Genomic DNA, 25,323 nt, shown 5'->3' with positions numbered 1-25,323 from the left:
TATACGGAAAATCCGAAAGGTAAGGTAAGTTAATGGGATATTTAGGATTATGCTCAATATAAATATAATGCGGAATTTCAGGATATACAGAATTATCTGACAAAAAAATGCCGGCAGGATGCCGGCATTGAGAATATATAACCTTACGCGCGCCAGGATTTATAACGGTTGATCAGGCCATTGGTCGAGCTGTCGTGGCTGTCGACGGCGCTATCATCGTTCAGCTCCGGCAGGATGCGGTTTGCCAGCTGTTTGCCCAGCTCAACGCCCCACTGGTCGAAGGTGAAGATGTTGAGGATTGCGCCCTGGGTGAAGATTTTGTGTTCATACATGGCAATCAGCGCCCCCAGGCTGTACGGGGTGATTTCGCGCAGCAGGATGGAGTTGGTCGGACGGTTGCCTTCGAACACTTTGAACGGCACCACGTAGTCCAGGGTTGCCGGATCTTTACCCTGATCGCGGTATTCCTGCTCAACCACTTCGCGGGATTTACCGAACGCCAGCGCTTCGGTCTGGGCGAAGAAGTTAGACAGCAGCTTCGGATGGTGGTCGGACAGCGGGTTGTGGCTGATGGCCGGAGCGATGAAATCGCACGGTACGATTTTGGTGCCCTGGTGAATCAGCTGATAGAACGCGTGCTGGCCGTTGGTACCCGGTTCGCCCCAGATGATTGGGCCGGTCTGGTGTTCAACCTTGTTGCCGTTACGGTCGACGTACTTACCGTTAGACTCCATGTTGCCCTGCTGGAAGTACGCCGCGAAGCGGTGCATATACTGGTCGTACGGCAGAATCGCTTCAGTTTCGGTGCCGAAGAAATTGTTGTACCAGATGCCAACCAGCGCCAGCAGCACCGGCAGGTTTTTCTCCGCCGGGGTGGTGGAGAAGTGTTTATCCATCGCATGCGCGCCGGACAGCAGTTGCACGAAGTTGTCGAAGCCTACGGACAGGATAATCGACAGACCGATCGCCGACCACAGAGAGTAACGACCGCCAACCCAGTCCCAGAACTCGAACATGTTCGCGGTATCGATACCGAACTCACCCACCGCTTTACCATTGGTGGACAGCGCCGCAAAGTGTTTGGCCACGTGCTTCTGGTCGCCCGCGCTCGCCAGGAACCAGTCGCGCGCGCTGTGGGCGTTAGTCATGGTTTCCTGAGTCGTGAAGGTTTTGGACGCCACCAGGAACAAGGTGGTTTCCGGGTTCAGCGTTTTCAGCACTTCGGCGATGTGGGTACCGTCAACGTTGGACACGAAATGCATGTTGAGGTGATTTTTGTACGGGCGCAGCGCTTCAGTCACCATGAATGGGCCAAGATCGGAGCCGCCGATACCGATGTTGACCACGTCGGTAATGGATTGACCGGTGTAACCTTTCCACTGACCCGAGATGATCGCTTCAGAGAAAGCTTTCATCTTCTCCAGCACCGCGTTCACTTCCGGCATCACGTCTTTGCCGTCAACGATAATCGGGGTATTGCTGCGGTTACGCAGCGCCACGTGCAGCACGGCACGATCTTCGGTGCGGTTGATCTTTTCGCCGGAGAACATGGACTTAATCGCGCCGCTCAGATCGGTCTCTTTTGCCAGATCCAGCAGCTTCGCCAGCGTTTCCTCGGTGATGCGGTTTTTGGAGAAGTCCACCAGCATCTGATCGTCGAAGGTTGCGGAAAACTTGCTAAAACGGTCGCCATCTTTGGCGAACAGTTCCGCAATGGTAACGTCCTTCATTTCATCGAAGTGTTTCTGTAGTGCCTGCCACGCAGCGGTCTGCGTTGGGTTGATGTTTTTCATTAGCAATACCCTTCTGATTTAAGAATCGAAACTGTCCTCGATTGTAGCGCCTGCCACAAAAAATTGTGATGGTTTTAATGTTATCCCCCCTCAGGGTGACAAAATCGTGCACAAAACAGACAAAAGTATAGTCTTTATAAGCCCCATTTCTGGGGCGCCTGCCTGCATGAAAAATCCGCATAACCCCGGCGTTGACAAGCGACCTGCTAACCCTTTATTTATAAATGTACTACCTGCGCGTGCGCAGGCCAGAAGAGGCGCGTTGTCCAGGTAAACGGTGTTAGAGGAACCCATCCTGTGAAAACACCTGAGGGGGAGCAACGCCGAGATGAGTGAACAACAGGTTGCGTTCCTCATCGGCTACAGGGGCTGAATCCCCTGGGTTGTCACCAGAAACGTTCGCAGTCGCGCGTTTCACAAGTGGTGGAGCACTTCTGGGTGATATCGTAGTCGTCTAGTGCTCTGCGCCCACCCGTCTTCCGCTCTTCCCTTGTGCCAAGGCTGAATAATTTGGTCCGGTTTATATCAACCCGGCCTCCCCTGACACGAGGTTATTTATGACAGCATTAGTAGTCGCCAAATTTGGCGGAACCAGCGTAGCCGATTTTGACGCTATGAATCGCAGCGCCGACGTGGTGCTCTCCGACGCTAACGTGCGTCTCGTGGTGCTGTCTGCCTCGGCGGGCATTACCAACCTGCTGGTTGCGCTGGCCGAAGGGCTGGAGCCCGCGGAACGTCAGGCGAAGCTGGACGCTATCCGCGCCATTCAGAACGCCGTACTGGAACGTCTGGCCAATCCGGCCGTAATCCGCGACGAAATTGAACGTCTGCTGGAAAATCTCGCCGCGCTGGCGGAAGCCGCCTCGGCAGAAACCTCAACCGCGCTAACTGACGAACTGGTCAGCCACGGCGAATTGATGTCGACCCTCTTATTCGTTGAAATTTTGCGTGAGCGTCAGGTTGCCGCACAGTGGTTTGACGTGCGTAAAGTCATGCGCACCAGCGACCGCTTTGGCCGCGCCGAGCCGGACGTTGCCGCGCTTTCAGAACTGGCGACCCAGCAGCTGGCACCGCGTCTGAGCGAAGGACTGGTGATTACCCAGGGCTTTATCGGCAGCGAGAGCAAGGGCCGTACCACTACGCTTGGCCGCGGCGGCAGCGACTATACCGCGGCACTGCTCGGCGAAGCGCTGCACGCGACTCGCGTGGATATCTGGACCGACGTCCCCGGCATCTACACCACCGACCCGCGCGTGGTACCGGCAGCCAAACGTATTGATGAAATCGCTTTTGAGGAGGCCGCCGAGCTGGCGACCTTCGGCGCGAAGGTGCTGCACCCGGCCACGCTGCTGCCTGCCGTGCGCAGTGATATCCCGGTGTTTGTCGGCTCAAGCAAAGACCCGAAAGCAGGTGGCACGCTGGTGTGCAACGAAACCGCTAATCCACCGCTGTTCCGCGCGCTGGCGCTGCGTCGCAAGCAGACGCTGCTGACTCTGCACAGCCTGAACATGCTGCACTCACGCGGTTTCCTCGCTGAGGTATTTGGCATCCTGGCGCGTCACAATATTTCGGTGGATCTGATCACCACCTCGGAAGTCAGCGTCGCGCTGACGCTCGACACCACGGGTTCCACCTCAACCGGCGACACGCTGCTGACGCAGTCACTGCTGATGGAGCTGTCGGCGCTGTGCCGCGTCGAGGTAGAAGAAAATCTGGCGCTGATCGCGCTGATTGGTAACGACCTGTCGAAAGCCTGCGGCGTGGGTAAAGAGGTGTTTGGCGTGCTGGAGCCGTTCAACATCCGCATGATCTGCTATGGCGCTTCCAGCCATAACCTGTGTTTCCTGGTGCCGGGCACCGAAGCGGAGCAGGTGGTGCAGAAACTTCACCATAATCTGTTTGAATAACAAAAAAGCCGGATAGCAAAGAGCCAGTCCGGCTTACCGTTGTTGATACCCGCCCGATCGCGTTGCGCCATCGGGCTGTATCCCACTCATCGCATCACCGTAGTCATCAGCAATTGATCTAACTCGCTGATATCACCTTCACGGCTATCAGGCAGCGCCGGCGGCGTTTCACCGCGCGCCAGTTCAGCCAGGATAAACGCATGTAGCAGCGGTCGACGCGGACCATACATCGCTTCACCCGCACGCTGTTTACGCTCAAGCAGTTCATCTATCTCCTGGTGCAGCGACGCATCCAGCTCGCTTCCCGCCAGCAAATCTGCAAAACGCATTGGCGGAACCCCCTTCCCCGCTTCAACCCAACGCACGGCCAGCAGCGGACGCAGTACGTAGAAGTATTTTTTTAGCCTGACTTCTCCGCCCTGCAGATAGCCACGGAAGTTCTTTCGCGCCATCGAATAGTAGTGCCAACGTGCTCGCAGCGGAGAGAACCATTTTGGTACCAGCGCTTTTAACGCATCAATCGTTGCCTCATCCTGCTGGTAGACGATCGGAGAGTCCAGCCACTCGATCAGCGTTGGGTTAGCCCCTTTGAGTAAGCCCAGCGCTTTACGCCACTCCCAGCCGCAGACATCCAGTTCATCATCGATGGGCAGCTCAATAACATCCCGTGGAGCCTCAACGCGCAGGTACCATTCAGGCAGGTGGACGTACAAAAATCGAACGTCATAATCGCTGTCTGGCGAGGCAAATCCCCACCCGCGGCTCCCGGATTCACACGCGTACAGCACCCTGACATTGTCGCGCTGCTCCACCGCTTTTAGCTGCTGCAACACGCGCTCGCGCATCGTCGCATCAACGCCATTTTCTCGCATCATTGTTATTATCCTTTTATGTTCACAAGGCCATGGAGAACCTGGTCAAGACCACCGAATACCGAGATTTTATCAATGCGCTCCGCCACTCTTTCGAGGGTTTCCAGCTCTTTTAAACGTAGCGCAACCGGGTTGTTTTCCATCACCTTCGCCGTGTTCAGCAACGAGCGAGTGGCGGCCGTCTCTTCGCGTCGACGTATCACGTTGGCCTGCGCCGATTTTTCGGCTTCAACCAACTGCGATAAAATAGTCTTCATATCGCCAGGCAGTACGATATCCTTCACGCCCAGCGACGCCACCTCAATACCAAACGGCGCGACGCGTTTTTTCACCTGCGCACTCACCACATCATCAATAACCTGCTTATCTTCCAGCAGCGCATCCAGCGTTCGCGTACCGACCGCTTCACGCAGCGCAAACTGTAGTTCGCGGTACAAGTGCTCTACCGGTTTAGTCAGTTGCCCAAACGCCTGCAGCACATCGTGATACCGCCAGTTTGCCGCCAGATTAAGGCGCAGGTTGACCTTATCTTTGGTCAGAATCTCCTGCCCACTCACTTCCAGTGCCTGCAAGCGAGTATCGACCGTTTCCGCGTCAATCAGATGGTTCACCTTCCAGTATGCCGTCAGACCCGGCGGCAGCAGCGCCTGCGTCTCGCCGTCAATTTTGAGGACCCCCACATGCCATGCCGGAACCTGAACCGTTAACATCGCTTCGCGCCCTTTTACCGTACCGCTTCGGCGAGGTTGTAATACCGCATTCATAATCTCCGTTGGCACCTGCACCTGACGTGTATCCAGACGAACCAGCGCTAATGCCTCATCGGCACGCCAGTAAAGCCGACGCGTAGCGGGCGGCAATATCTCGTGCAAGATATCGTTGATATACAACGCACCGGCTTCTGTGTCATTTAAATCTACCGCCAGGCAGTAATGGGCTACCCACTCAGGCTGGAATCGGCGTAAATAGGTCGCCAGTGCCTCCGGTACTTCACTGCCATCGGTGTTCACAACTAGCACATCGGGCGTGTTAAACCACGGTAAACGGTGCTCACCAGCTTCCAGCACCCGCTGGTAATCGCCGTTATGGGATACCAGGCCGAGCTGTCCTTTACGGATGGTTATTTTCTTCATCATGCTTTTCTTCCTTACTGTGAGTCAGGCGCGGGTGCTGGGGCGAAGCGGCAGGGGAATTCCTTTTTGCCTGTCGCACGGCATCATTACCGGCAGCCTGTTTTGAGGTGGACGAACGACATACCACCTCGATTTATACCTATGATTAACAACCAGTTTTCATTTGGAAGATGAAATTGGGAATCGAACCCACTGTGTGTCTTCGGCTGACGGAACGCGTCGGAAATACAGCCACTGCCGTTTCCGAAGCGCCGGCGAGGTTTAACCCCCTGCGTTTTCAGCGTTGTTGACATATCAGGTATTGCCAGAAGCGTGCCAGAAAGAGACATTAACGAAATTATTTTCTAACCATCTGATTAACAATCATTTTATTTTTATTACCTGTATTGGTGATTGCCAGACTTACGCTGGTTTTTTATCTTTAGATATCGAAGCTTATTCTTTTGGATAAATCATGAAAAAACGGCGGGTAGTCATTGGCGTGCTGGGAACGGTGCTGGATAAGCGCGGTAAACGGGCAAATCGGTTCAAAAAATGGCGCCCCACGGTCGGGATCTGCCAACAGCCGGATTTCCCCATCGACCGGCTGGAGCTACTCTATCAACCGCGCGATGAGAGCATGGCGCAAAGGCTGATGGAAGATGTTGCCTTGCTATCTCCTCATACCCACGTACAGCCTCACGCCGTGACGATTAACGATCCATGGGATTTTGAAGAGGTTTACGCCGCATTCCTCGACTTCGCAACCCGCTATAAGTTTGATACCGAAAACGAAGAGTACCTGGTACATATCACTACCGGTACCCACGTGGCGCAGATTTGCTGGTTCCTGCTCACGGAGGCTCGCTATCTTCCGGCCTGCTTGTTGCAATCCAGCCCGGCACCGAGTGGTTCATCCGATGAGGCCGTCGCCGCAGGCATCTGTTCGGTTATCGATCTGGATTTAAACCGCTATTCCACCCTGACCAGCCGCTTCCAACGTGAACAAGCGCAGTCGATCTCTTTTCTGAAAGACGGGATTGATACCCGCAACGCGACCTTCAATAAACTCATCGACCGCATCGAACGGGTGGCGCTTCGCTCCACCGATCCGATTCTGCTGACCGGCCCCACCGGGGCGGGGAAATCTTTCCTCGCGAAACGGATATTCCAGCTACGTCAATCACGCCATCTCGTCGCGGGAAAACTGGTGGCGGTCAACTGCGCCACCCTTCGTGGAGACAATGCGATGTCGACGTTATTCGGGCACGTCAAAGGGGCGTTTACCGGGGCGCTAACCCCACGCAGCGGGCTATTACGTGAAGCCGATGGCGGCGTGTTATTTCTGGATGAGATCGCCGAATTGGGGCTGGATGAACAGGCAATGCTGCTGAAAGCCATTGAGGAAAAAACCTTTTTCCCCTTTGGCAGCGATAAAGAGGTTCACAGCGATTTCCAGCTGATCGCCGGTACACATCGCGATATGCAGCAATGGGTGGCAGAAGGCCGTTTCCGGGAAGATCTCTACGCACGTATCAATATGTGGCGCTTTACCCTGCCCGGCCTGGCAGAGCGGCGGGAAGATATTGCCCCCAATATTGAGTACGAACTACAGCGCTTCTCCAGCCTCAAACAGACGCAAATTCGCTTTGATAAAGAGGCCCGCGAGCGCTATCTGGCCTTCGCCTGTTCAGCTCAGGCGCAGTGGCGCGGCAACTTCCGTGAGCTCAGCTCCTCCATCGCGCGCATGGCCACACTAGCCGAGCAGGGGCGCATCACGCTAGCGCTAGTTGAAGAAGAGATCTTGCTCTTGCAGGAGAGCTGGCAGATAGCGGTATCGTCCCCAGTGCTGGAAAGAGAAATTGACCTGTTTGACCGACGCCAGTTAGAAACTGTGCTCGACGTATGTCGCCGTAGCGCATCGCTATCCGAAGCGGGTCGCGAGCTGTTTGCCGTCTCCCGGCAGAAAAAAACCAATCCGAATGACGCTGACCGCTTACGCAAATATCTGGCGCGTTTTGGGCTGAGTTGGGAAAGCCTGCATTCTGGAACATGAACATAATTTGTTTGAATAAAATTCGAACACACGATAAATAATAACTATAGCCGGGCTCGAACCCGGCTTTTTTATAACAACACAACACGACTAGTTCGCAAGGAATACAATATGCTCGCCGCTATCACCCGGCTGTTCCCGTTATGGGCGCTGCTGCTCTCTGTTATTGCCTACTTCACGCCAACCACCTTTACGCCGATTGGCCCGCTGGTGCCGTCGCTGCTGATGCTGATTATGTTCGGCATGGGCGTGCATCTTAAGGTCGACGATTTTAAGCGCGTACTGTCACGCCCCGCGCCGGTGGCGGCTGGGATCTTCCTGCACTATCTGGTGATGCCGCTCGCCGCATGGCTGCTGGCGCTGATTTTTCATATGCCGCCGGAGCTGTCTGCCGGGATGGTGCTGGTCGGCAGCGTCGCCAGCGGAACGGCGTCTAACGTGATGATCTATCTGGCGAAGGGTGACGTGGCGCTGTCCGTCACCATCTCGTCGGTCTCCACGCTGGTTGGCGTGGTCGCCACGCCGCTGCTGACCCGGCTGTATGTGGATGCCCATATTCAGGTCGATGTCATGGGTATGCTGCTGAGCATTCTGCAAATTGTGGTGATTCCAATTGCGCTCGGTCTGGTGATTCATCACCTGTTCCCGCGCGTGGTGAAAGCGGTAGAGCCCTATCTCCCCGCCTTCTCCATGGTCTGTATTCTGGCCATCATCAGCGCGGTCGTTGCCGGTTCCGCCTCGCATATTGCCTCGGTTGGTTTCGTAGTGATTATCGCGGTGATTCTGCACAACACCATTGGCCTGCTCGGCGGCTACTGGGGCGGGAAACTGTTTGGCTTCGATGAGTCCACCTGCCGCACGCTGGCGATTGAAGTCGGGATGCAAAACTCCGGGCTGGCCGCCGCGCTGGGTAAAATTTACTTCGGGCCGCTGGCGGCGCTGCCTGGCGCGTTGTTCTCGGTGTGGCATAACCTGTCGGGTTCGCTGCTGGCGGGATACTGGTCCGGGAAGCCTATCGAGAAGAAAAAGCAACAATAACCGCTGTAGGTCCGATAAGCGTAGCGCCATCGGGCACACTGCAAGCGCATTGCCGGATGGCGGCGTAAACGCCTTATCCGGCCTACACAGCCTTCGCCCTTTGCCGTACACTGGTTGCACCATCCGACAGAGGGCACCCCTATGGCACTCCCCCGCATTACGCAAAAAGAGATGACCGAGCGCGAACAGCGTGAGCTGAAAACGCTGCTCGACCGTGCGCGCATTGCGCATGGTCGTCCGCTGACCAACGCAGAGACCAACAGCGTGAAAAAGGAGTACATCGATAAGCTGATGGTGCAGCGTGAAGCAGACGCAAAAAAAGCCCGCCAGTTGAAGAAACAGCAGGCTTATAAACCGGATTCCGAAAGTTCGTTCTCCTGGTCGGCGAATACGCCGACGCGCGGCAGACGTTAACGCCCTTTCTTTTTACGTCCCGGCGCGGTGAAGCGTTTACCATTACCCGCCGGGCGAGCTGGCTTATCGCTGGTTTTTTCCATCTTCACCACCGGGCGCTTAATACCCGCCGTTTTCGGTTTAGTTTTCGCTTTTGGTTTGGCTTCGGAAGAAGAGTTTTCAATCAGTTTAAAGAGATCGATGAGTTCATCGTCCGTCAGGTCACGCCACTCGCCCAGCGGAATCCCCGTCAGGCTAACGTTCATAATGCGCGTACGCTCAAGCTTAGTGACTTCATAACCAAAGTGTTCGCACATGCGGCGAATCTGCCGGTTCAGCCCCTGCACAAGGGTGATGCGGAAGACAAACGGCGCCTCTTTCTTCACCTTACATTTCTTCGTCACGGTGCCGAGAATCGGTACGCCCGCACCCATACCGCGAATAAAATCATCGGTGACGGGCTTATCGACCGTGACCAGATACTCTTTTTCGTGGTCGTTGCCCGCACGCAGGATCTTATTGACCAGGTCGCCATGGTTGGTGAGGAAAATCAGCCCCTGGGAGTCTTTATCCAGACGGCCAATCGGGAACACGCGTTTGCTGTGGTTAACGAAGTCGACGATGTTGTCACGCTCGCCGTCTTCGGTGGTGCTGACAATACCGACAGGCTTATTCAGCGCAATCAGCACTAAATCATCCGCTTCACGCGGCTCAATCAACCGACCGTTGACTTTCACAACGTCGCCCGGCTTCACCTGATCGCCTATCGTGGCACGCTTACCGTTGATAAAAACGTTGCCTTGTTCAATAAAGCGATCCGCCTCGCGGCGCGAGCAGATACCGCTTTCGCTGATATATTTATTTAATCGGGTTGATGAGTCTGTCAGCATAAGTTCTCCTTTGGCAGCGAAATATACCTCACCTTGCGGGTGAGAAAAAATAGCCCACTGCAAATCGTTGCGATATCGCGCCCCCAGTGGACCAGCGGCGTTTGCCAGAGCAGATGCCAGGGGCTTAGCTAAAGCTGACTTTCAGCGATCCATGCTCAACGCTGTTTTTCCCCACCACGATCTCGACATCACGTCCGAGTTTTACCAGGCATTCGAGCATTTTTGCTTCGCTGATCCCACGAAATTGACCACGCAGCAGATTAGAAAGCTTAGGCTGCGTCATACCGAGTATTTTCGCCGCCTGCTGCTGGGTCAGTTTTTTACTTTGTAGGATCTCGCTGATAGCTAACGCAAGCTGTGCCTTCAGCAACATCTCATCGGCATCATCTGCGCCGAGATCGGCATAGATATTGCCGCGACTCATTTTGACTTCATGTGCCATTTAAACTCTCCTGCGCGTGTCGCTGAGCGGCCTTTAGCCGTTGGTAAATAAGATCGATGTCAGGCTTGGGCGTTGCTTTACCCGACGAAGACTTTTTCTGGAAAGCGTGCAGTACGTATACCGCCCCTCTGAATTTTATGGTGTAAACCGCGCGCCAGGTATTACCGTGAAAATCCTCGACAACCTCGATCACGCCTGCGCTACCAAACCCTTTCAGAGGTTTACTTTGGGGATGTTGTTTCCCCTGCTGAGCAAGCCATAACGCAAAACCAAACGTATCCTGTACATGTTCGGGCATCATTCGCAGATCCTTTCTGGACTGCCCAACCCAATAAAGCGGTTTTGCCATCCCGCCTCCTGATTATATCCATATAGGTATAAATAGCCATTGTTTAGCAGGAGAATAAATCAACGATCCAGGTACGGCATGGGTCACAATGACAATCTGCGAGGCGTCTTCCAGACTATCTACTGCAACATCGTGAACTGCATCAGTAAGCGATCGGGCTCAGGATGGTAACATCCTGCGTCGATTGATAATTTTCTAATGAATGGGAGAAATGATGGAACTGCTTCTGCTGAGTAACTCAACGCTGCCGGGCAAAGCCTGGCTGGAACACGCGCTGCCGCTGATTGAGGCGCGGCTCAATGGCCGCCGTCGCGCGGTGTTTATTCCGTTTGCTGGCGTGACGCAGACCTGGGATGAATACACCACGAAAACCGCGGCCGTGATGGCGCCGTTGGGCGTATCGGTCACCGGCATTCATACCGTGGCCGATCCGGTTTCAGCGATTGAAAACGCCGAGCTGGTCATTGTCGGCGGCGGCAACACCTTCCAGTTGCTCAAAGAGAGCCGTCAGCGCGGGCTACTGGCTCCGATTGTCGACGTGGTCAAACGCGGGGCGCTGTATATCGGCTGGAGCGCGGGCGCTAACCTCGCCTGTCCGACCATTCGCACCACCAACGATATGCCCATTGTCGACCCGCAGGGCTTTGACGCGCTCGGTCTGTTCCCGCTACAGATTAACCCGCACTTTACCAATGCGTTGCCCGAAGGGCATAAAGGCGAAACCCGCGAACAGCGCATTCGCGAGCTGTTGGTTGTCGCGCCGGAGTTAACGGTGATTGGTCTGCCGGAAGGCAACTGGATTGAGGTGGCTAACGGCGAGGCGACGCTTGGCGGGCCGCGCACGACCTACGTATTTAAAGCGGGTGAGGAAGCCGTAGCGCTGGAGGAAGGGCACCGCTTCTGAGCCATAAACCCGGGGTCGGCGTAAACGCCTCGCCCGGGCTACAAACCATAGGCCTGATAAGCGCAGCGCCATCAGGCTATTCGGCGCACATTGCCGGATGGCGGCGTGAACGCCTTATCCGGCCTACAAGGTCGCCCAGCCGAGGCCGGGTTTAGGCTAGTAATCGTCGCGCTCATCGTCTTCATCCGGCTGCTCCAGCACGCTGTAAGCCACCGAACAGAACAGCGAGTTCAAACGCTGCATATCCCCCAGCAGCGCCAGATGCAGGGTGCTGGTTTCAATACTTTGTACGTTCTGCTGATGCAGACGATCGACGTGCGCGTGCGCGTAGCGGCGGTTCAGAATACGGAAACGGTGTTTACTGCGACGCAGACGGCGGGCGCTGGTGACATCGCCGGAGAAGAACACCGACATCGCCAACTGAAGGTTGCTCAGCAGCAGTTCATAGAGCGCTTCCAGCTCTTTCAGCCCCTCAACCGAGAAGGCGCGGCGCGCGGCCAGCGACTTGTCGGCAATCTCGCTGCCCATCCGTTCAATGATATCGGAGGCCTGTTCAAGGTTCAGCGACATTTCGATAATCTCCGCCCAGCGCCGGGACTCCTCTTCCGCCAGCTCGTCTTTCGGCATTCGCGCCAGGTAGAGCTTGATGGCGGTGTAGAGCACGTTGATATCATCCGCCTGTTTGCGCAGGTTTTTCTCTTCGCGCGGTTCGCCGTGCATCACCTTCTTTAGCCCGTCCAGCATCTGCTCGGTGGCATCACCAATGCGCAGCGTCTCACGTGCGGCGTTAGCCAACGCCAGCGTGGGGGTATCAAGTGCGGTAACATCCAGATGTTTGGGCTTCAGGTGCGCTTCCAGCTCTGGCTCATCGCGGATCAGGCGTTTACAGAAACGCGCCATGGGCTCGGCAAACGGCACCATCGCCACACAGCGGATCAGGTTGTAGAAAACGTGGAAGTAGATAACCAGTTCGGATTCCGCCAGCGGCAGCTTCTGCATCGTGGTCGCCAGCACGTGGACGAACGGCAGAATAATCAGGCTACCCACCAGCTTAAACAGCAGGCTACCCAGCGCCACACGGCGGGCGGCGGCGTTAGCGGCGCTGTTGTTGAGCATGGCCAACAGTCCCGAACCCAGGTTGGCGCCAATCACCAGACACAGCGCCACCGGGAAGGAGATGACCCCGGCGGTGGTCAGCGTGGCGGTCAGCAGCACGGCGGCCAGGCTCGAGTAGCTGATGATGGCGAACACGGCGCCAATCAGCGCATCCAGCAGAATATCACCGGTCAGCGAAGCAAAAATGACCTGCACGCCGTTGGCCTGAGTGATTGGCGTGACCGCCTGCACAATCAGCTCCAGCGCCAGCAGAATCAGCCCCAGACCGATACCCACGCGGCCCAACTGCCCTTCGCGGGTTTGCTTGCGGCCCAGGAAGAAGGTGACGCCGATAAAAATCAGCAGCGGCGACAGCCACGAGAGATCGAAGGTCAGGATACGCGCCATTAGCGCGGTCCCCACGTCGGCGCCAAGCACGATCACCAGCGCGGGCGTCAGGGCCACAAGATCCTGGGCAACAAAGGATGTCACCAGCATAGTGGTGGCATTGCTGCTTTGTACCAGCGCGGTAACGCCGATACCCGCACAGAAGGCGAGCGGCTTTTTCTCCACGCTGCGGCTGAGCACGGTACGCAGACGCGCGCCAAATACACGCATCACGCCGGTGCGCACAATATGGGTACCCCACACCAACAGCGCGACGGCGGAAAGCAGGTGTAGCAGAGTTAACACGGAATCAGCTTCTCCTTATCGTTATAGGTTCCTGAGGTTCGTTAGACTGACATCATGCCAGATGGCGCTGCGCTTAACAGGCAAACCGCGCTCGCGAACCTTCTTCCAGTATAAGGGTTTACGCGCAATAAAGAGACAGGGCGCTCATAGAGCGCCCTGTTAGTTGTAAGGAAAGATGACGATTCTGTGAATCAGTCGGCATCGTAACCCAGGTTTGGTGCCAGCCAGCGCTCCACTTCCGCTACGCTCATCCCTTTACGCTGCGCGTAGTCCTCAACCTGATCGCGTTGAATCTGCGCGACCGCATAGTACTTGCTATCCGGGTGGCTGAAATACCAGCCGGAAACCGATGCACCGGGCCACATGGCGAAGGATTCCGTCAGCTTCATGCCGGTGTGGGCTTCCACGTCCAGCAGTTCCCAGATGGTGCCTTTTTCGGTGTGCTCCGGACAGGCCGGGTAGCCCGGCGCCGGGCGAATGCCCTGGTAGTTTTCGCGAATCAGCTCTTCGTTGCTCAGGTTTTCGTTCGGCGCATAGCCCCAGTAAACCTTACGCACGCGCTCGTGCAGGTACTCGGCAAAGGCTTCCGCCAGGCGGTCGGCAATCGCCTTCACCATGATCTTGTTGTAATCATCGTGCTGCGCTTCAAACGCCTCGGCCAGCGCATCTTCTTCCAGCCCGCCGGTAACGGCGAAGGCACCGATATAGTCCGCTTTGCCGGAGGTTTTCGGCGCCACGAAGTCCGACAGACAGTAGTTGGCAAAACCCACTTTCTCGGTCTGCTGGCGTAGATGACGGCTCACGGTCAGCACCTGCGAACGCGTTTCATCGCGATAGATTTCCACGTCATCGCCCACGCGGTTAGCCGGGAACAGGCCAACGACGCCGCGCGGGTTGAGGGATTTCTCGGCGCTCAACTGGTCCAGCATCTCATTGGCGTCTTTGAACAGGCGCTTCGCCTCTTCCCCCACCACTTCATCTTCAAGAATGCGCGGATACTTCCCGGCCAGCGACCAGGTCATAAAGAACGGCGTCCAGTCGATATAGTTGCGCAGCGTTTCGATGCTGGCCTCGACTTCCTGCACGCCTAAACGATGTGCGACCGGCGGGGTGTAACTTTCCCAGTCAAACGCGAGATCGTTTTCCCGCGCCGCGGCTAACGTGACCGGCGGGGTACGCGGTTTCTTACGCCCGTGCTGGATACGTACGGTTTCGTACTCTTTGCGCGTACGGGCAACAAAATCGTCGCGCTGAGTGTCGGAGAGCAGCGCCGCTACCACGCCGACGGTACGCGAAGCGTTCTGCACGTAAACCGTCGGGCCGCTGTAGTTCTGCTCAATTTTCACCGCCGTGTGCGCTTTCGACGTTGTCGCGCCGCCAATGAGCAGTGGGATGGTGAAGCCCTGGCGCTCCATCTCTTTTGCCACGTTGACCATTTCATCCAGCGACGGCGTAATCAAGCCAGAGAGACCGATCAGATCCGCGTTCACCTCTTTCGCCGTTTTGAGGATTTTATCCGCTGGCACCATCACGCCGAGATCGATAATTTCGTAGTTGTTGCACTGCAGCACCACGCCGACGATATTTTTACCGATATCGTGCACGTCGCCTTTCACCGTGGCGATGACCATCTTGCCGTTGCTGGAACCTTTCTCTTTGCTGGCTTCAATGTACGGTTCGAGGTAGGCCACCGCCTGCTTCATTACGCGGGCCGATTTCACCACCTGCGGCAGGAACATTTTGCCCTCGCCAAACAGGTCGCCGACCACGTTCATGCCGTCCATCAGCGGCCCTTCGATCACTTCAATCGGGCGTTCAGCCTGCTGGCGCGCCTCTTCGGTGTCGAGTTCGATAAATTCGGTAATGCCCTTCACCAGCGAGTATTCGAGACGCTTTTTCACGTCCCAGCTACGCCATTCCGCCTGCTGGGCGTTGGCAGCTTCGTCGGTTTTGCTGCCGCGGTATTTCTCGGCCAGCTCCAGCAGACGTTCGGTGCCGTCTTCACGGCGGTTGAGGATCACGTCTTCAACCGCATCGCGCAGTTCGGCGGGAAGGTCGTCGTAGATAGCCAGCTGTCCGGCGTTGACGATGCCCATGTCCATGCCGTTGCGAATGGCGTAGTAGAGGAATACCGCGTGGATAGCTTCACGTACCGGGTCGTTGCCGCGGAACGAGAAGGAAACGTTAGACACGCCGCCGGAAATCAGCGCGTGCGGCAGCTCGCGTTTGATGTCCTCACAGGCGCCGATAAAGTCCTGCGCGTAGTTGTTGTGCTCTTCAATACCGGTGGCGACGGCAAAGATATTCGGGTCGAAAATGATGTCTTCCGGCGGGAAGCCCACCTCTTCAGTCAAAATCTTGTAGGCGCGACGGCAAATCTCAATTTTGCGTTCACGGGTGTCGGCCTGGCCCACTTCGTCAAAAGCCATCACCACCACGGCTGCGCCGTAGCGGCGGACTTTTTTCGCATGCTCAATAAACGGCTCTACGCCCTCTTTCATTGAGATGGAGTTCACGATGCCTTTACCCTGAATGCACTTCAGCCCTTTTTCGATAACTTCCCATTTCGAGGAGTCGATCATAATCGGCACGCGGGCGATATCCGGCTCGCCGGCAATCAGGTTGAGGAAGCGCACCATCGCCGCTTCAGCGTCGAGCATCCCCTCATCCATGTTGATATCGATAATCTGCGCGCCGCTTTCCACCTGCTGACGGGCGACATCCAGCGCTTCGCTGTATTTCTCTTCTTTGATCAGGCGCTTAAACTTCGCCGAGCCGGTGACGTTGGTACGTTCGCCGACGTTCACAAACAGGCTGTCGTCGCCAATATTCAGCGGCTCCAGGCCGGACAGACGGCAGGAGACCGCAATCTCTGGCAGCTTACGCGGTGGCAAGCCATCCACCGCCCGGCTCATCGCCGCAATATGCTCCGGCGTGGTGCCACAGCAGCCGCCAACCACGTTGAGGAAGCCCGCTTCGGCCCATTCGCGGATTTGCGTTGCCATGGTGTCGGCGTCGAGGTCGTACTCGCCGAAAGCGTTCGGCAGGCCGGCGTTCGGGTGCGCGGTGACGTAGCATTCGGCAATGCGTGACAGCTCCTGCACGTACTGGCGGAGCTCATCCGGGCCGAGGGCGCAGTTGAGGCCGAAAGTTAGCGCGTCGGCATGACGCAGGGAGTTGTAGAACGCTTCCGTGGTTTGGCCGGAGAGCGTACGGCCAGAAGCGTCGGTAATGGTGCCGGAAATCATGATCGGCAGATCAACGCCCAGCGCTTCAAACTCTTCTTTCACCGCAAACACCGCCGCTTTGGCGTTGAGGGTGTCGAAGACGGTTTCAATCAGGATCAGGTCGCTGCCACCTTCCACCAGCGCTTTGGTGGATTCGCGATAGGCGGCCACCAGCTGATCAAAAGTAATGTTGCGATACGCCGGGTCATTGACGTCGGGCGAGATAGACGCCGTACGGTTGGTTGGGCCGAGCACGCCCGCGACGTAGCGCGGTTTGTTCGGCGTACGCGCTGTCCATTCATCGGCCGCCGCGCGCGCCAGCTTCGCCGCCGCAAAGTTGATTTCCGCCGACAGCGATTCCATCTGGTAATCGGCCATGGCGATAGTGGTGGAGTTGAAGGTGTTGGTTTCGATGATATCCGCCCCCGCCTCGAAGTAGGCGTGATGGATAGCCGCGATCACCTCCGGCTTGCTGAGCACCAGCAGGTCGTTGTTTCCCTTCAGGTCGCAAGGCCAGTCGGCGAAGCGTTCGCCGCGGAAGTCCTGCTCGCTCAGACGATAGCCCTGGATCATGGTGCCCATGCCCCCATCCAGAACCAGAATACGTTCATTTAACTGCGCACGCAGTTGCTCCACTTTGCTGCTCACAGGCACTCCCGACACCGCTCTACGAAATCCAGACCCAAATAGGCAATAGACCATACTGGCATAAAGCGGGGTGGCGGAAAAGAGAACAACGGTCTACATGAGACATGTTCAGCATGACTCATCGGAGCAGTAAGACGAACGGTTGTATTATAATCAATAAAAACGAAAATAATTTCCACGATACAGAAAGGAGTCGCGATGGTCGCCAACGTTCCTGCAAAACGCGGTAGAAAACCCGCCCCGGCAACTGCCGCCGCCGCAACGGGCCAGGTGCAGTCGCTCACCCGCGGCCTCAAACTGTTAGAGTGGATCGCGGAATCACACAGCAGCGTGGCGCTCACCGAACTGGCGCAGCAGGCTGGCCTTCCTAACTCCACCACGCACCGTTTACTCACCACCATGCAGCAGTTAGGCTTCGTGCGTCAGGTTGGTGAACTCGGCCATTGGGCGGTGGGCGCGCATGCGTTTATCGTCGCCAGCAGCTTCCTGCAAAGCCGTAATCTGCTGGCGATTGTGCACCCGATTCTGCGCCAGCTGATGGAAGACTCCGGCGAGACGGTCAATCTGGCGGTGCTCGATAAGAGCGATCATCAGGCGATTATTATCGATCAGGTGCAGTGTACGCAGTTGATGCGCATGTCCGCGCCGATCGGCGGCAAACTGCCAATGCACGCCTCCGGCGCCGGCAAAGCGTTTTTATCCCAGTTGAGTGAAGAAGAAGTCACCAGTCTGCTGCACCGCAAAGGGCTGCACGCTTATACGCATGCGACGCTGGTGTCGCCGCTGCATCTGAAAGACGATTTGGCCCAGACGCGCAAGCGCGGCTATTCATTTGACGATGAAGAGCATGCGCTGGGCCTGCGCTGCGTGGCGTCATGCATTTATGATGAGCACCGCGAGCCGTTTGCCGCTATCTCGATTTCCGGGCCGATTTCCCGCATTACCGATGACCGCGTGACCGAGTTTGGCGCGATGGTGATTAAAGCGGCGAAAGAGGTGACGCTGGCCTACGGCGGGATTCGATAAACAAAATGCCCCGTTGGGGCATCTTCGGTAGGCCTGATAAGCGTAGCGCCATCAGGCAGATCGGCGCACCTCGCCGGATGGCGGCGAAAGCGCCTTATCCGGCCTACGGTCGGTTTCATAGCGCACGCTGAACCGCTGGCGGCGGCGGTAGGCATAAACATCCTCCACGTGCCCATTTTTAATGCGCGTCTGTAGGCCACGCCAGTAGTCGGCGCTAAACAGGTCGGCGTGCATCTCTTCAAACAGCGGCCCGATGCGCGGGTCGGCGCACAGCCAGTGGCGAAACTCTTCCGGGAACACATCGCCCGGCGACACGCTGTACCAGGGCTCGCTCGCTAGCTCGTCCTCCGGATAGCGCGGCGGCGGTATATCGCGGAAGTTTACCTCCGTCATATAACAAATCTCGTCATAATCGTAGAACACCACGCGTCCGTGCCGGGTGACGCCGAAATTCTTAAACAGCATGTCGCCTGGGAAGATATTGGCGGCAGCAAGCTGGCGGATAGCGTTGCCGTATTCTTCAATCGCGTCGCGTAGCGGTTGCCCTTCTACCTGTTCCAGCCAGAGATTGAGCGGCACCATCCGCCGTTCAATATACAGATGGCTAATGGCAATTTTATCGCCCATGTCGACGATCTTTTCCGGCGCTTCCTGCAACAAAAGCGCCATCAGCGCCGGATCTATCTGCCGTTTTTCCAGCACGAAATTTTCAAACTCCTGAGTATCAGCCATCCGCCCGACACGGTCATGTTCCTTCACCAACTGGTAGCAGGCGCGGACGTGCGCGGCGGACATCTCTTTTTGCGGGGCAAACTTGTCTTTTATGACTTTAAACACCCGGTCGAAGCCCGGCAGCGTAAACACCAGCATCACCATGCCGCGAATGCCCGGCGCTTCAATAAATTGTTCATTGGCGTTAGCGATGTAGTTCAGGTATTCACGATAGCTTTCGGTTTTGGCGTGCTTCTGACAGCCAATCGCCATATAGAGCTCGGCGGTGGTTTTGCCCGGCAAAATTTCGCGCAGCCATTCCACCAGAGCCGCAGGCAGCGGCGCGTACACCATAAAGTAGGAGCGGGCAAAACCGAAGACGATACTGGCCTCAACCGTGGTGGTCAGGCAGGTATCGACGAACAACTCCCCTTCTTCGGTGCGGTGAATGGGTATGAGAAACGGCAGCGTGCCGGTCGGCGTGATGAGCTTGCCGATTAGCCATGCGGCTTTGTTGCGATAAAACAGCTCATTAGCGATTTGCAGGTGCGACTGACGTAGCGTCTCGACGTCCAGCGTTTCGCTCAGATGCGCCATGATATAGCCCACATCGCGAAACTTATTCTGCCAGGGCAGACGCAGGGGTAAATCGCTGAGCATTTTGAAAATCACCGCTTCCCAGCCAGCGTCCGGGAAGAAATCCTTCGCGAGCGGTCGGGGAATCGCGCGAAAGCGACGCTCGGGCTGCGAGCTGAAAATAAATAACCGCTCGGGACTCAGCGAGCGGTGGTCAAATAACCGGCAATAGACGGAATTAAAAAAGCTCTCCGCAATCTCGAAGCGAGGGTAATCCGGCAACAAACGGGTGTACTGCGCCTTTACGCGCAGCAAAAAATCGGCGTCAGTACTTTTGCCATCGGTAATGCAGCGCAGCTGTTCGACCACCAACCCCACGTGATGGTCGTACAGATGGATACGGCTTTTCATCGCCTGCTGCACGGCATGCCAGTCGGCCTGTTCAAACCGTTGCTGTGCGCCGGAAGTCACTTCCAGAAAACGCCCGTACTGGGCGTCAAATCCCTGCAAAATGGTCTGCGCAATCAGTAATTCCAGGCCTCGCGTCATCATGTTTCCCCATCCGGCACCGAGTCATGCCGGATGGCGCATTCGCTTATCCGGCCTACATTGCGTTGTAGGCCCGGTTAGCGCAGCGCCACCGGGCATAAATCAAAACTGCGATTCTTCGGTCGAACCGGTCAGCGCGGTCACCGAGGAGGTTCCGCCCTGGATAATGGTGGTGACATTATCGAAGTAGCCGGTGCCCACCTCTTGCTGGTGAGAAACGAAGGTGTAGCCATCTTTCGCCGCCGCGAACTCGGCCTGCTGAACCTTCTCAACGTAGTGCTTCATCCCCTCGCCCTGCGCGTAAGAGTGCGCCAGGTCGAACATGTTGAACCACATGCTGTGGATACCGGCCAGTGTGATGAACTGGTATTTGTAGCCCATGTCAGACAGCTGCTGCTGGAAGCTGGCGATGGTTTTGTCGTCCAACTTTTTCTGCCAGTTGAACGACGGCGAGCAGTTGTAGGCCAGCAGTTTGCCAGGGTATTTCGCGTGGATAGCATCGGCAAAGCGCTTCGCCAGTTCCAGGTCCGGCGTGGAGGTTTCACACCACACCAGGTCGGCGTACGGCGCATACGCCAGGCCGCGGCTGATAGCTTGTTCAATGCCTGCGCGAGTACGGTAGAAGCCTTCGCTGGTGCGTTCGCCGGTGATGAAGTCGCTATCGTACGGGTCGCAATCGGAGGTGATGAGATCCGCCGCATCGGCATCGGTACGCGCAATCAGCAGGGTCGGTACGCCCATCACGTCGGCCGCCAGACGTGCGGCGACCAGTTTCTGAACCGCTTCCTGCGTGGGCACCAGCACTTTGCCGCCCATATGACCGCATTTCTTCACCGACGCCAGCTGATCTTCAAAGTGTACCGCCGCTGCACCGGCCGCAATCATCGATTTCATCAGTTCAAAGGCGTTCAGCACCCCGCCGAAACCCGCTTCCGCATCGGCAACGATCGGCAGGAAATAATCAACGTAGCGCGGATCGTTTGGCTCGATACCGTTCGCCCACTGGATCTGATCCGCACGGCGGAAAGTGTTGTTGATCCGATCGACCACCGCAGGCACTGAGTTCGCAGGATAGAGCGATTGATCCGGGTACATGCTTGACGCCAGGTTCGCGTCCGCCGCGACCTGCCAGCCAGAGAGGTAAATCGCCTCAATGCCCGCCTTCGCCTGCTGTAACGCCTGGCCGCCGGTCAGCGCGCCAAGGCTGTTAACGTAGCCCTTTTTCGCTTCACCGTGCAGCAGGCGCCACATTCTGGCCGCGCCCAACTGCGCCAGCGTGCACTCCGGGTTGACCGAACCGCGCAGTTTCACCACTTCCTCCGCGCTGTAGGGGCGCTTGATGCCTTCCCAACGTGGCTGCGTCCATTCTTGTTGTAATGCTTCGATTTGTTGAGTACGAGTTTTCATGTGCAGATGCTCCATATTGTTATGTGGTGAATTACGCCAGCAGGCGGTAGCCCGGCAGGGTCAGGAAGTCGATCAGTTCGTCGGAAGTGGTGATTTGCTCCATCAGGCGCGCGGCATCGTCAAAACGGCCGCCATTGAAGCGGGCTTCGCCCAGCTCGCCTTTAATTACCTGCAGTTCTTCCGCCAGCATCTGGCGGAACAGCGGCTTGGTTACCGGTTTGCCGTTGCTGAGGGTTTTCTGGTGATGGATCCACTGCCAGATAGAGGTACGGGAGATTTCGGCAGTGGCCGCATCTTCCATCAGGCCATAAATCGGTACGCAGCCGTTGCCGGAGATCCACGCCTCGATGTACTGGACCGCCACGCGAATATTGGCGCGCATCCCCTCTTCAGTGCGTTCACCGTCGCACGGTGCCAGCAGCTGTTCGGCGGTAATCGGCGCGTCGGTGGCGCGGGAAACAGAAAGCTGGTTTGGGCGATCGCCCAGCACCTCGTTAAACACCGCCATGGCAGTATCAGCAAGACCAGGATGGGCAACCCAGGTACCGTCATGGCCGTTATTGGCTTCCAGTGATTTATCCGCCTTCACCTTATTCAGCACCTGCGCGTTGCACTCGGCATCTTTGTGCGGGATAAACGCCGCCATGCCGCCCATCGCGAACGCGCCGCGTTTGTGACAGGTTTTAATCAACAGCCGTGAATAGGCGCTGAGGAACGGTTTATCCATGGTGACGACCTGACGATCCGGCAAAACGCGGTCCGGGTGGTTCTTCAACGTTTTGATATAGCTGAAGATGTAATCCCAACGACCACAGTTCAGGCCAACAATATGGTCGCGCAGGGCGTGGAGAATTTCGTCCATCTGGAACACGGCTGGCAGGGTTTCAATCAGCAGCGTGGCTTTGATAGTCCCGCGCGGCAGGTTGAAGCGATCTTCGGCATAGCAGAACACATCGTTCCACCAGGCCGCTTCCTGCCACGCCTGGGTTTTCGGCAGGTAGAAATAGGGACCGCTGCCTTTGGCTAACAGCGCTTTGTGGTTGTGGAAAAAGTACAGCGCAAAGTCAAACAGGCTGCCCGGAATGGCTTCACCGCGCCAGGTGACGTGTTTTTCCGGCAGGTGCAGGCCGCGTACGCGACAAACCAGCACCGCGGGGTTCGGCTTGAGCTGATAGATTTTCCCTGCTTCGTTGGTGTAGCTGATAGTGCCATTGACCGCGTCACGCAGGTTGATCTGCCCTTCGATCACTTTGTTCCAGTCCGGCGCTAATGAGTCTTCAAAATCGGCCATGAACACTTTGACGTTAGCGTTCAGGGCGTTGATCACCATTTTGCGTTCAACGGGGCCGGTAATTTCAACGCGGCGGTCCTGCAGATCGGCTGGAATGCCGCGTATCTGCCAATCGCCATTACGAATGGAATCGGTTTCCGAAATAAAATCTGGCAGCTTGCCGTCGTCAATATCCTGTTGCTGCTGAATGCGCGCTGCCAGCAGCTTATTGCGTTTTGGCGTAAATCGGGTCACGAGTTCGGTCAGAAATTCCACCGCTTCCGCAGTTAAAACCTGCTGTTCCTGCTCGCCATAAGGCTTCAGAAAAGCCAGTTCATCGGTTGTTGTGGCTTGTTGTGTCATGGTGCAGCTCCTCGTGAGTGATCCGAATAGTTTCCCCGTCAGGTGAGCGGACGATCGTTGTGTAGTTTTCGCTCAACGTTTTTAAGCCTAATCAATAAAATTAAAAAAACAAAAACAATTTCCATTTTTAAATTAAAATAATTACAAGACATTGATTAGATTAGAATTAAAAATTTATGGCTGTATGGGGTGCATTTCGGAAACAAAAAAGGCACCCGAAGGTGCCTGATTGAGCATGCTGAAACGCTTTAGGATCGTGAAGAGTAGCGGATCAATCCAACGTTGGATTCATATTCCGCAGATCGTATGGCGTGATCTGGTAGACGTAGTAGTTGAGCCAGTTCGCAAACAGAAGGTTACCGTGGCTACGCCAGGTGGCACGAGGTTTGTTTTGCGGGTCATCTTTGGGGAAGTAGTTATAGGGCACTTCCGGACTCAGGCCGGCATCCACATCGCGGAAATATTCACTCGCCAGAGTATGAGCATCGTATTCCGGATGGCCCGTTACGAAGGCAATGCGTTTATCTTTGCTGGCAAACAGATAGGCGTCGCCGTCAGCGGTTTCCGCGAGGATTTCCAGGTCGGTAAAATCACGAATCAGCTTCGCAGGGAAGTCGGCGTAGCGCGAATGGGGCGCCAGGAAAGAATCATCAAAACCGCGGGTTAGCAGGGCATGAGGATGCAGAATATGATGCTCATAGACACCGGAAAGCTTGTCGTCGCGGGTTTGCTTAGGAATCCCGTACAGAATATTCAGCGCGGCTTGTACCGCCCAACAGACAAACAGCGTCGATGTGACGTGATCTTTAGCCCACTCCAGCACCTGCTGAATCTGCGGCCAGTAGGCAACATCATTAAATTCGACCAGGCCCAGCGGTGCGCCGGTGACGATCAGACCATCGAAGTTCTGGTCGCGAATGTCGTCGAAATTACAGTAAAAGTTGTTCAAATGCTCAGTTGGCGTATTACGCGATTCACGCGCATCAATACGCAGTAGCTGAATATCCAGCTGTAGCGGAGAGTTTGACAGCAGACGTAAGAACTGGTTTTCTGTCTCTATCTTCTTTGGCATCAGGTTCAGGATCAGCACCTTCAGAGGACGAATTTCCTGACCTGTAGCACGCGACGTGGTCATCACAAAGACGTTCTCATCACGCAAGAACTTGACGGCTGGTAGCTCGTCCTGCACCCGAATCGGCATAACCTTATTACCTCACAGCATACGTATAAACGTTTAGACATCCAGACACCTAACGATACCCAGAATTCAGTGAAATGTCGAGTCTGCATGTTAAAGGTGAGAAAGTTTCAATTACGATTGCGGTAGAATGCGGAAACGATTCGAAAGGGAGTAAATGAAGTGATTATTCGACGTTCTCAGCGCCATGAAGGCGAACGATTAGTGGAAATATGGTGTCGTTCGGTGGATGCGACGCATGATTTCTTGTCCGCGCAGGATAGAGCGGAGATTGAGATACAGGTACGGACATTTTTACCTGAAGCGCCGCTTTGGGTGGCGGCAGATGCCAATAATGTGCCTTTAGCATTCATGCTGCTGTCAGAGCACCATCTGGAGGCACTGTTTGTCGATCCGGATGCTCGGGGTAGCGGGGTGGGACGAAAGCTGGTTGAACATGCGTTATCGCTGATCCCCGACCTGACCACCGACGTGAACGAGCAGAATGATCAGGCGGTAGGGTTTTACCAGAAGATGGGGTTTGTCGTGACCGGGCGGTCAGAGACGGACGATCATGGGAGACCTTATCCGCTGCTGCATTTACGTTATTGTGGTGCATCAGCAGAGTCGGCTTAACACGCCTCATCCGGGCGACCAGAGCAGCTGTCGCCCGGGATTTCACTGCATTTTCATTTCGCACAGACGCAAAAAAGCCCATCCGTCAGGATGGGCTTCTTCACTAATTGATGCCTGGCAGTTCCCTACTCTCGCATGGGGAGACCCCACACTACCATCGGCGCTACGGCGTTTCACTTCTGAGTTCGG

General features: G+C 56.0%; 19 protein-coding genes, 1 rRNA gene and 1 riboswitch. Of the genes, 7 read left to right on the top strand and 13 right to left on the bottom strand.

The annotated features are described in order from the left end of the window. Window positions 1–143: 143 nt before the first annotated feature. Window positions 144–1,793, bottom strand: coding sequence for a glucose-6-phosphate isomerase (gene pgi, locus NNN71_RS14710; RefSeq protein ID WP_271458798.1), 1,650 nt, complete (start codon window positions 1,791–1,793; stop codon window positions 144–146). 244 nt (window positions 1,794–2,037) lie between these two features. Continuing rightward, a riboswitch (Lysine riboswitch) is annotated at window positions 2,038–2,235 on the top strand. Between the two features lie 115 nt (window positions 2,236–2,350). On the opposite strand from pgi, the gene lysC reads away from it, so the two are divergent. Next, entirely contained in the window at window positions 2,351–3,700 is a 1,350-nt protein-coding gene (lysC, locus tag NNN71_RS14705; RefSeq protein WP_271458797.1) for a lysine-sensitive aspartokinase 3, read from the top strand. A gap of 86 nt (window positions 3,701–3,786) precedes the next feature. Here the strand turns inward: lysC and NNN71_RS14700 are convergent, their stop codons facing one another. Then, the gene (locus NNN71_RS14700; protein ID WP_271458799.1) at window positions 3,787–4,572 is read right to left on the bottom strand and encodes a nucleotidyltransferase domain-containing protein; all 786 of its coding nucleotides are present in this window, start codon (window positions 4,570–4,572) and stop codon (window positions 3,787–3,789) included. 8 nt (window positions 4,573–4,580) lie between these two features. Further along, window positions 4,581–5,708 (bottom strand): slipin family protein, encoded by a 1,128-nt coding sequence (locus NNN71_RS14695; protein WP_271458796.1) that lies wholly within the window; start codon window positions 5,706–5,708, stop codon window positions 4,581–4,583. A 451-nt stretch (window positions 5,709–6,159) separates the two neighbouring features. Between NNN71_RS14695 and rtcR the strand changes: the two genes are divergently transcribed. The 3 genes from rtcR (at window position 6,160) to NNN71_RS14680 (ending at window position 9,192) form a co-directional block, all read left to right on the top strand. Then, window positions 6,160–7,740, top strand: coding sequence for an RNA repair transcriptional activator RtcR (gene rtcR / locus NNN71_RS14690; RefSeq protein WP_271458795.1), 1,581 nt, complete (start codon window positions 6,160–6,162; stop codon window positions 7,738–7,740). A 111-nt stretch (window positions 7,741–7,851) separates the two neighbouring features. Further along, window positions 7,852–8,778 carry a ketopantoate/pantoate/pantothenate transporter PanS gene (gene panS / locus NNN71_RS14685; protein ID WP_167577129.1) on the top strand — a complete coding sequence of 309 codons (927 nt, stop codon included), beginning with the start codon at window positions 7,852–7,854 and terminating at the stop codon, window positions 8,776–8,778. A gap of 141 nt (window positions 8,779–8,919) precedes the next feature. Continuing rightward, window positions 8,920–9,192 carry a DUF3811 domain-containing protein gene (locus NNN71_RS14680; protein ID WP_064546605.1) on the top strand — a complete coding sequence of 91 codons (273 nt, stop codon included), beginning with the start codon at window positions 8,920–8,922 and terminating at the stop codon, window positions 9,190–9,192. On the opposite strand, the gene rluF is transcribed toward NNN71_RS14680, so the two are convergent. The 3 genes from rluF to NNN71_RS14665 form a co-directional block, all read right to left on the bottom strand. Then, the gene (rluF, locus tag NNN71_RS14675) at window positions 9,189–10,061 is read right to left on the bottom strand and encodes a 23S rRNA pseudouridine(2604) synthase RluF (protein ID WP_271458794.1); all 873 of its coding nucleotides are present in this window, start codon (window positions 10,059–10,061) and stop codon (window positions 9,189–9,191) included. The genes NNN71_RS14680 and rluF overlap by 4 nt on opposite strands. 124 nt (window positions 10,062–10,185) lie before the next feature. After that, window positions 10,186–10,503, bottom strand: coding sequence for a helix-turn-helix domain-containing protein (locus NNN71_RS14670; RefSeq protein ID WP_163447561.1), 318 nt, complete (start codon window positions 10,501–10,503; stop codon window positions 10,186–10,188). Further along, the gene (locus tag NNN71_RS14665; protein ID WP_163447562.1) at window positions 10,493–10,852 is read right to left on the bottom strand and encodes a type II toxin-antitoxin system RelE/ParE family toxin; all 360 of its coding nucleotides are present in this window, start codon (window positions 10,850–10,852) and stop codon (window positions 10,493–10,495) included. Before NNN71_RS14665 ends, NNN71_RS14670 begins: the two co-directional genes overlap by 11 nt. Window positions 10,853–11,066: 214 nt before the next feature. On the opposite strand from NNN71_RS14665, the gene pepE reads away from it, so the two are divergent. Next, complete coding sequence (gene pepE, locus NNN71_RS14660; protein ID WP_163447574.1) at window positions 11,067–11,756, top strand: dipeptidase PepE; 690 nt, start codon at window positions 11,067–11,069, stop codon at window positions 11,754–11,756. A 156-nt stretch (window positions 11,757–11,912) separates the two neighbouring features. Here pepE and NNN71_RS14655 read toward each other — a convergent pair whose 3' ends face one another. Together NNN71_RS14655 and metH are read right to left on the bottom strand one after the other, a co-directional pair. Further along, complete coding sequence (locus NNN71_RS14655) at window positions 11,913–13,544, bottom strand: Na/Pi cotransporter family protein (RefSeq protein WP_167577131.1); 1,632 nt, start codon at window positions 13,542–13,544, stop codon at window positions 11,913–11,915. A gap of 191 nt (window positions 13,545–13,735) precedes the next feature. Continuing rightward, window positions 13,736–17,419, bottom strand: a complete 3,684-nt coding sequence (gene metH, locus NNN71_RS14650) for a methionine synthase (RefSeq protein WP_271458793.1) — start codon at window positions 17,417–17,419, stop codon at window positions 13,736–13,738. Between the two features lie 198 nt (window positions 17,420–17,617). Between metH and iclR the strand changes: the two genes are divergently transcribed. After that, entirely contained in the window at window positions 17,618–18,445 is an 828-nt protein-coding gene (gene iclR / locus NNN71_RS14645; RefSeq protein WP_271458792.1) for a glyoxylate bypass operon transcriptional repressor IclR, read from the top strand. 51 nt (window positions 18,446–18,496) lie between these two features. On the opposite strand, the gene aceK is transcribed toward iclR, so the two are convergent. From aceK to metA, 4 genes are all read right to left on the bottom strand, one after another. Then, the gene (gene aceK / locus NNN71_RS14640; protein WP_163447575.1) at window positions 18,497–20,281 is read right to left on the bottom strand and encodes a bifunctional isocitrate dehydrogenase kinase/phosphatase; all 1,785 of its coding nucleotides are present in this window, start codon (window positions 20,279–20,281) and stop codon (window positions 18,497–18,499) included. Window positions 20,282–20,383: 102 nt separating this feature from the next. Next, entirely contained in the window at window positions 20,384–21,688 is a 1,305-nt protein-coding gene (aceA, locus tag NNN71_RS14635; protein WP_163447566.1) for an isocitrate lyase, read from the bottom strand. A gap of 31 nt (window positions 21,689–21,719) precedes the next feature. After that, the gene (aceB, locus tag NNN71_RS14630) at window positions 21,720–23,321 is read right to left on the bottom strand and encodes a malate synthase A (RefSeq protein ID WP_271458791.1); all 1,602 of its coding nucleotides are present in this window, start codon (window positions 23,319–23,321) and stop codon (window positions 21,720–21,722) included. A gap of 271 nt (window positions 23,322–23,592) precedes the next feature. Then, window positions 23,593–24,522 carry a homoserine O-acetyltransferase MetA gene (gene metA, locus NNN71_RS14625; protein ID WP_163447568.1) on the bottom strand — a complete coding sequence of 310 codons (930 nt, stop codon included), beginning with the start codon at window positions 24,520–24,522 and terminating at the stop codon, window positions 23,593–23,595. 159 nt (window positions 24,523–24,681) lie between these two features. Between metA and NNN71_RS14620 the strand changes: the two genes are divergently transcribed. Continuing rightward, entirely contained in the window at window positions 24,682–25,134 is a 453-nt protein-coding gene (locus NNN71_RS14620) for an acetyltransferase (RefSeq protein ID WP_271458790.1), read from the top strand. A 112-nt stretch (window positions 25,135–25,246) separates the two neighbouring features. Here NNN71_RS14620 and rrf read toward each other — a convergent pair. Then, window positions 25,247–25,323 (bottom strand): 5S ribosomal RNA (gene rrf, locus NNN71_RS25270); the annotation flags it as partial.

The organism is Kluyvera sp. Awk 3, assembly GCF_028069715.1.
Taxonomy (GTDB): Bacteria; Pseudomonadota; Gammaproteobacteria; order Enterobacterales; family Enterobacteriaceae; genus Kluyvera; species Kluyvera georgiana_A.
The sequence above is the reverse complement of the archived record's forward strand: the minus strand, read 5'-3'. Positions and strand labels throughout refer to the sequence as shown.

Coding starts and splice junctions, on each gene's coding strand:
- pgi (WP_271458798.1), bottom strand. CDS start 1,793: ATGAAAAACATCAACCCAACGCAGACCGCTGCGTGGCAGGCACTACAG.
- lysC (WP_271458797.1), top strand. CDS start 2,351: ATGACAGCATTAGTAGTCGCCAAATTTGGCGGAACCAGCGTAGCCGAT.
- NNN71_RS14700 (WP_271458799.1), bottom strand. CDS start 4,572: ATGCGAGAAAATGGCGTTGATGCGACGATGCGCGAGCGCGTGTTGCAG.
- NNN71_RS14695 (WP_271458796.1), bottom strand. CDS start 5,708: ATGATGAAGAAAATAACCATCCGTAAAGGACAGCTCGGCCTGGTATCC.
- rtcR (WP_271458795.1), top strand. CDS start 6,160: ATGAAAAAACGGCGGGTAGTCATTGGCGTGCTGGGAACGGTGCTGGAT.
- panS (WP_167577129.1), top strand. CDS start 7,852: ATGCTCGCCGCTATCACCCGGCTGTTCCCGTTATGGGCGCTGCTGCTC.
- NNN71_RS14680 (WP_064546605.1), top strand. CDS start 8,920: ATGGCACTCCCCCGCATTACGCAAAAAGAGATGACCGAGCGCGAACAG.
- rluF (WP_271458794.1), bottom strand. CDS start 10,061: ATGCTGACAGACTCATCAACCCGATTAAATAAATATATCAGCGAAAGC.
- NNN71_RS14670 (WP_163447561.1), bottom strand. CDS start 10,503: ATGGCACATGAAGTCAAAATGAGTCGCGGCAATATCTATGCCGATCTC.
- NNN71_RS14665 (WP_163447562.1), bottom strand. CDS start 10,852: ATGGCAAAACCGCTTTATTGGGTTGGGCAGTCCAGAAAGGATCTGCGA.
- pepE (WP_163447574.1), top strand. CDS start 11,067: ATGGAACTGCTTCTGCTGAGTAACTCAACGCTGCCGGGCAAAGCCTGG.
- iclR (WP_271458792.1), top strand. CDS start 17,618: ATGGTCGCCAACGTTCCTGCAAAACGCGGTAGAAAACCCGCCCCGGCA.
- aceK (WP_163447575.1), bottom strand. CDS start 20,281: ATGACGCGAGGCCTGGAATTACTGATTGCGCAGACCATTTTGCAGGGA.
- aceA (WP_163447566.1), bottom strand. CDS start 21,688: ATGAAAACTCGTACTCAACAAATCGAAGCATTACAACAAGAATGGACG.
- aceB (WP_271458791.1), bottom strand. CDS start 23,321: ATGACACAACAAGCCACAACAACCGATGAACTGGCTTTTCTGAAGCCT.
- metA (WP_163447568.1), bottom strand. CDS start 24,522: ATGCCGATTCGGGTGCAGGACGAGCTACCAGCCGTCAAGTTCTTGCGT.